The sequence below is a fragment of the Exiguobacterium sp. s80 genome (genome assembly GCF_018618725.1).
Lineage (GTDB): Bacteria > Bacillota > Bacilli > Exiguobacteriales > Exiguobacteriaceae > Exiguobacterium_A > Exiguobacterium_A oxidotolerans.
In genome coordinates this window covers 1-5,771 of sequence record NZ_JACSMP010000018.1, presented here as the reverse complement: position 1 = coordinate 5,771, position 5,771 = coordinate 1, and the positions used below count along the sequence as shown (strand labels likewise).

Here is a 5,771-nt window from a genome sequence, read left to right as displayed (position 1 = left end):
CCTGGCTTAAAGGATTGAATGACATGGTGGGCTTGAATTCCGTCCGGTTTGCCCCATAATTCTCTCGTCGCCTTCATCTGAGACTTGGCGTACTCCGGTGGACAATCGACCCCTGAGCGTTCTTCTGCCCGTTTCTCAGCGTAGGAAATGAGCTTGTTGGCTACTTTTGTATTGCCGAGTTGAATTGTTGCCATATCTGATTCAACTCCTTTTGTATGTTTTCCAGTTCTTCTTTCGGTACTGATTTGCCCTCATTTGCGTGTTTGGTCATCTGGTTTACGTTGTTCCCGATGGCACGCAATTGACGGGCCATCTCAAATGCGCCCTCTCGATCAATCTTCGGTGGTCGCATTCTCGATCCGTGTGCCTGCTTTTTGACATAAGCCGGCACACTCATTTGAAAACTTTCTGCTATCTCAGAAAGTTTCTCAAATTCGGATTCACTCACTCGAAAATTGACCTGTCGGTTCTCTTTTCGGTTCGCCTTCATAACAACCGCCCCCTCTGAATAGTGTCGAAGTATGTCGAATAAGATAGATGAATAAATAAACTTTATTCATCTATCTTATTTCATATATAGAGGGGTTGGCAAGCTTCGTATTTGCTAGCCACTTCGTGTCGCACATACAGCTTGTCGGGGGTTTCCCCGAGCCCCTTTCTCTAAAAAATTAGAGAGTGTTCTTTCGTCGTGGGAGACGAAAGAAGCTACTTCCTTGAGGAAGTAGCTTAGTAGATCGCTTTAAAGAATTCATTGTATAAGACTGTCAAAAAGGAGTATTCCTTTTGAAAGTCTTATACAAATATTGAATTCGTGTATTGTCAGAAAACTAATGTAAGCGTACAATAAGCAGTAACAAAATATGGACGAAAACACAAAAAACGCCACTTCTCCTACCTACTTGTCGCCAAACGAGTAGATGATCACTGAAGTGACGCTTTTGAATAGCGAGTGTTCAAGCACTAGCTATTGATCGTTGAAGACACACGACACGTGGCTTCAACTTAGATGAACTTATCATACTAAGGAAACCTATACTTTACAAGGTTTTAGTACAGAAAAAGGACATCGTTCAGTAGCGAGTTTTGCGAAACCTGCTATCGAACGATGTCCTTTTTGTTTTGGTTTTACATATAAAAGAGGTCAGCACTCGCTCTTTAAACGAGTAGGTTCATCTAGCCGACGCAGTAAAATAGATCGGTCATCACCGCAGTTCCAGTAGGTGGTGCGACGTTAGCAGGGGAAGGACGTAAAGCCCTGTACATAGCCTAAGTCCTCATAAGGATATGGTAAAGATCGTTGAGAGGTTCAGACGGGGTCATATGGTACGAGACCGTAGGCAGTCCCACGACAAACGGTGGGGAATTTCCTAGTAGGCGGCTGTATGATTGCTGTGACACGACCTGAGGTGGCTTCTGGCCACGTCAGAGTGGATTATATGACGAGTCGCCGAAAGGCAGCAAGGTAGGGCGTGGAAACGCCTTGTGTGCGCGATGATGCGCAGCAAGTCATATCGTGGGGGCGTGATTCCCCTGCAGTCTTGGAACGCCTAGACATACGGATACCTCGTCCTACACTGGACGCAGAAACGTTGGGCAGATTTAATCCTTTTATTTTCAAGGGGTTAGTCTGCCCATCCAGCCGTTTTCCTCGCCTGCCTACCGCAGTATGTACATGCTCTTTTAGTGCATCAAGTCTTTTTGATTAAAAAAAGGAAAAGAAAATGCAGGAAAGATGAAGATCAACGACTGGAGAACATGTCGTGCGAGGAACGTTGAAGGAGGGAGCGAAGCGAGTCCATTCAATGTGACGCAGTACGCCAGCAAACGAAGTGAAGGCGTAAACGCCGATAACGAAGTGCGGTAGAATCTTGTATATTCAAAAAAGAAGAGACTATGTTGATAGCCTCTTCTTTTCTTTACGATTTATATTTGGGTTTTACGTATTTTGCTTGTTTGGTTACTTTATTTTTATAAAAGCTTGAACTCATATTTGGAAGTGATACACGAATTTTTTGGATTTTTAAATCAGCGTATCCTGCAATGCGACTATATTTCTTTTTATTGGCAGGAATCGTAGTTGTTGTTCCATAGTTTTTGGTGAAGGAAGCACTTACAGCACCAAATTTAGTATCAAAGCTTGATGAGAATGTATCAGATCTACCTTGGCTCAGTGTATACGAACTTGCTTTTGCCCAACTTGGTGTATATTTGGAATAGGAAAGAAATTTCATTTTTTTGTATTCTGTTCCAACAACTGTTTCTCCAATTGCTCCTGCAGCACTTATTGATCTAAGCCCTACATTTTGTTTTGTATTTGGTAGGTTAGAGTAGGTGATGTATAACTGCATATCTTCTTTAGTTTCAAAGAAAGATTCAGAGCCATCTTGTTCTACAATTGTTAATTTATCAAAGTCTATTTCGCTTAGGCGATCGTTACTTTCTAAATCTGTTTGTTCTGATTTCACATTCGTATCATCCTCATTTGCCTGGACGGTATTTAGCTGAAATCCTACAGTTAAAAACAATGCACTGCTTGCTAGTAGAGAAGACTTGATGAGTGGATTCAATTTAATTCCTTCTTTCTGATTTTGGATTTTCGAATGTTTTTTTCTCTCTTTTTTAACAATTCTTTTCCATTGTGACACAAAAATATGGTTTCATCACCCTAATTTACAAAAAAACTTTTTTTTGTTAGTGTAACGTTATGCCTAAATACGTTTATAAAAATGAATTTTTAATGGAGGTTTTTATGGAGAATCAAAAAAAAGTTTTTATAACAACAGCTGAAGCAATCTTACTAGTTAGTACATTTTTCATGTGGATGTATATTGCTCAATTCATAGCGATTATATTCGAATTCAAGCATATCTTTGAACGTAATTCGATCTGGTATCTGCTACCAATCATTACCTTTACACTATTCCTTGTATCGTTTACTAGACGTAGAAAAACTGAATAAGAAGAGAGTAGATAAATAATAAAAAGCCATCAGTTTCTTCAGAAAATGATGGCTTTTTATTATGCTTGTGACGGAGTACGCCAGCAAACGAAGTGCGGTAGATCAGGAAAGCAAAAATCGTAAAAAGGCATTCAGAGAGAAGATGGAACTTATGGTTACGTTCTTTCTTTTTTTCTTTTACTCTTCTTGATTTGTTGTTCGATGTAGAGTAATGAAAAAGCAGTTATCAATAAGGCTGCTGATTTGATTAACATAGGGACTAGTTCTTTGTTATAAGAAACGTATTTGCTCATGTAGTAGTCGACAAGGACGAGTAACATGAAGTAGACGAAGTACCGAAGGTAACGCATTAGAAGCTACTCCTTATGAAATATGACATAAATCCATGCTACATGAAAAAATGATTTAAATCGGTCGAAATTCAGCAAAAACTGACAAGGTTGCGTGAAATGACAATTCCAAGCAATGATGACGACGCTGCAGAGCCAAGCACGAAAAAAACGGTCGAAATCGACCGTTTTCACAAACTTTTTACTCGCTCTTAGCCATATTGTTTATGACCATGGGATCACTATAAGAAAGAATATAAAATTCTTGTTCAAATGTTCTAATAGCAAATAAATGGAGTTCACCACGTTCTGTATAGATTTCATTTGTTTTCATATGTTTCTCAGCGAACTCACCAAAAACTGACTCCTTTAGCTTCACTACCGGATGAGGGTTCCTGAGTCCTTCTTCAAGAATTCCATGTTCTTGAAGAGTCCCCATAAATACAGCATATTTTTCAAAACGCATCAAAAAATAGTCGCGCGAAGGATCGTTTATTAAAAGATTTGTTGCATTCTCAGATCCGTAAAAGTACATATCGATCGCGTAATGGTCATTACTTTTCAATGACATCGTATCCAATTCCAATTCGTATTCTTCGACGTTAAGTAAAAAATCAAGATTTATGTTGTTCAATAAACACCCTCCTAACGAATTTAGAAAATTCATACAATTTAGACTTCTTTTGTATTATCATACATAAAAAGGAGGTTTTACAGTGAAAAAAATTCTTGTATTTTGTTTAACATTTTTCTTTTTCTTTAATATTTCTTTATCAGATGCCCCTGTTCAGGCATCATGTAGACCTTTTTCTGAAAAAGAAGAAGTGGTTTCAGATTTCGATAGAATAGAGCTTACTGATTCTGTCGAAATGGAAGAAACAGATGTTGAGATTCTTTGTTCGAAAACAACTCCAATAGGATGGGGAGCAGTTAGAAGTACTGCTCGACTTACCAATACTTCTGGAACGGGAGTTAAAAATTATGTAAAAAATGCTGATGCTGCTCAAGCCTCGCGTGATTTTAATTCGATACTTCCAGGAGTAAAGGTCCAAAAATCACCTAATCCTGATGGTTCAGTGACCCTTTATAAAGTATCGCCGACGTCAGGCGCTGTATCTATGTACAAAGCTACATCTACCGGTACCACATCTCTCAATTGGATGAAAGAAAAAATTAGATATAACAATTAATCAGTAAATTAAGCTATTGTTCTAAATTTAAAAGATGAAGGAGTATATCTAATAGATATGCTCCTTCATCTTTAGTTTTAAGGTAATTCAATACTTATTAGTGAAGCGATGAAACGAAACAGAAGGTAGATCGGAACGAGGAAGATTGCTGTCATCAGTCCTTGTTTTCCTGCATCCAGCCATTCTGTTTTGATGATTTTCCATTTAACGCTCGAAATCTTGTTCGAAAGACTTGCTGATATTTCGTTTAGCTGCTGTTCGTGCCTGCTCTTGAGACTGCTCATTTCGGTCTCGATCTTCTGTGTGTTGTTCTCGAGTATCCGTTTTAGTTCGCTTTGTTGCGCGATGATGCTGCTGTTGGCCCTCTCGCTCGTTTGCTTGAGTTGGTCGCTGATCATCTTGTGGCTTTCGTTCAATTGGTCGAGGTGTGTACTCTGTATGCTCTTCAGCTGCTCGTGAAGGACTTGCTGGTTCTTGGTGAGTTGATTCGAGTACGTTTCGATCAATGCCTGAAGTTGTCCGTTTATTTTGCTGGTATGCTCTTCGAGTTCCTTGCTTCGACTGTTCAAGCTTTCGGTTGAATTCTTCATAATCAAATGCGTCACTTCTTCGGTGTCCTTGCTGATCTGAACGAGGTTCTCGATTTCCTGTTGGAACGTCATTTCCTTCTGAACGACTTCCTGCAGGACGGTCGACAGATAGCCCTCGACGGCTCTCAGACGCATTAGAAGCTCCTGTTCGTTCGGAATCAAGGGTTCTTGTGTCTGACGGAGTGGCGCTTCCTGTTTGTTCTCCACGTGATACTCCGGTGTTTCCTCCGACTTCACCATCGTTTGTTCTTTCGCCTTCAATTGGTCTTTCAAACCCATCCTTGATGACCTCCCTCTCGTAATCTGACCCTAGTTTGTTGTCTCGTACTCGTCTTTTATTCGCATGATCGTAATACGTCGTCGTGTTTCCCCGTTCTCGTACTTCAATTTCATGTTTTTCAAGCAGATATCCTTTGAATGCTTCGTAGTTCATCGTCGCTCTCTTCGCTTCCTCGATTTTCGTCCGGATCTCGTCCTTCCAAGAGGTCTTGCCCTTCTCGAGAAGGGCTTTTTCCGCCAATGTATAACGAACCGGAGCGTCCTTTTTCACGATGACGGACAATCCTCGTTCCTGACAGAGTCGATCACTTTCCTCGCGAATCCGATGTAAGTCCTTCTTCGAAGACTGATACTTGCTGCCACTCTCGAAATTCACGGCATTGATGATGATGTGATTATGAATATGCTCCTTGTCCGTATGCGT

Annotated in this window: 7 protein-coding genes and 1 pseudogene; 1 reads left to right on the top strand and 7 read right to left on the bottom strand. The window is 40.2% G+C overall.

The window, feature by feature from the left end:
• From KNP94_RS15665 to KNP94_RS15645, 5 genes are all read right to left on the bottom strand, one after another.
• Positions 1 to 194 (bottom strand): relaxase/mobilization nuclease domain-containing protein (locus KNP94_RS15665; protein ID WP_215115958.1); only part of this gene is annotated, 194 nt, incomplete at its 3' end.
• The gene (locus KNP94_RS15660) at positions 161 to 490 is read right to left on the bottom strand and encodes a MobC family plasmid mobilization relaxosome protein (protein ID WP_215115957.1); all 330 of its coding nucleotides are present in this window, start codon (positions 488 to 490) and stop codon (positions 161 to 163) included. The genes KNP94_RS15660 and KNP94_RS15665, both read right to left, overlap by 34 nt.
• A gap of 1,426 nt (positions 491 to 1,916) precedes the next feature.
• A complete protein-coding gene (locus KNP94_RS15655) occupies positions 1,917 to 2,645 on the bottom strand; it encodes a hypothetical protein (protein WP_215115956.1) in 729 nt (242 codons plus the stop codon).
• Between the two features lie 469 nt (positions 2,646 to 3,114).
• Positions 3,115 to 3,309: a hypothetical protein gene (locus KNP94_RS15650; RefSeq protein ID WP_215115955.1), complete on the bottom strand. Its 195-nt coding sequence runs from the start codon at positions 3,307 to 3,309 to the stop codon at positions 3,115 to 3,117.
• 181 nt (positions 3,310 to 3,490) lie between these two features.
• On the bottom strand, positions 3,491 to 3,922 hold the full coding sequence (locus KNP94_RS15645) for a hypothetical protein (protein ID WP_215115954.1): 432 nt from the start codon (positions 3,920 to 3,922) through the stop codon (positions 3,491 to 3,493).
• A gap of 82 nt (positions 3,923 to 4,004) precedes the next feature.
• Here KNP94_RS15645 and KNP94_RS15640 point away from each other — a divergent pair, with 82 nt between their 5' ends.
• Entirely contained in the window at positions 4,005 to 4,478 is a 474-nt protein-coding gene (locus KNP94_RS15640) for a hypothetical protein (RefSeq protein ID WP_215115953.1), read from the top strand.
• A gap of 77 nt (positions 4,479 to 4,555) precedes the next feature.
• On the opposite strand, the gene KNP94_RS16040 is transcribed toward KNP94_RS15640, so the two are convergent.
• Together KNP94_RS16040 and KNP94_RS16185 are read right to left on the bottom strand one after the other, a co-directional pair.
• The gene (locus KNP94_RS16040) at positions 4,556 to 5,347 is read right to left on the bottom strand and encodes a hypothetical protein (protein WP_251132692.1); all 792 of its coding nucleotides are present in this window, start codon (positions 5,345 to 5,347) and stop codon (positions 4,556 to 4,558) included.
• Between the two features lie 292 nt (positions 5,348 to 5,639).
• Positions 5,640 to 5,771, bottom strand: a pseudogene (locus KNP94_RS16185) (relaxase/mobilization nuclease domain-containing protein); the annotation flags it as partial.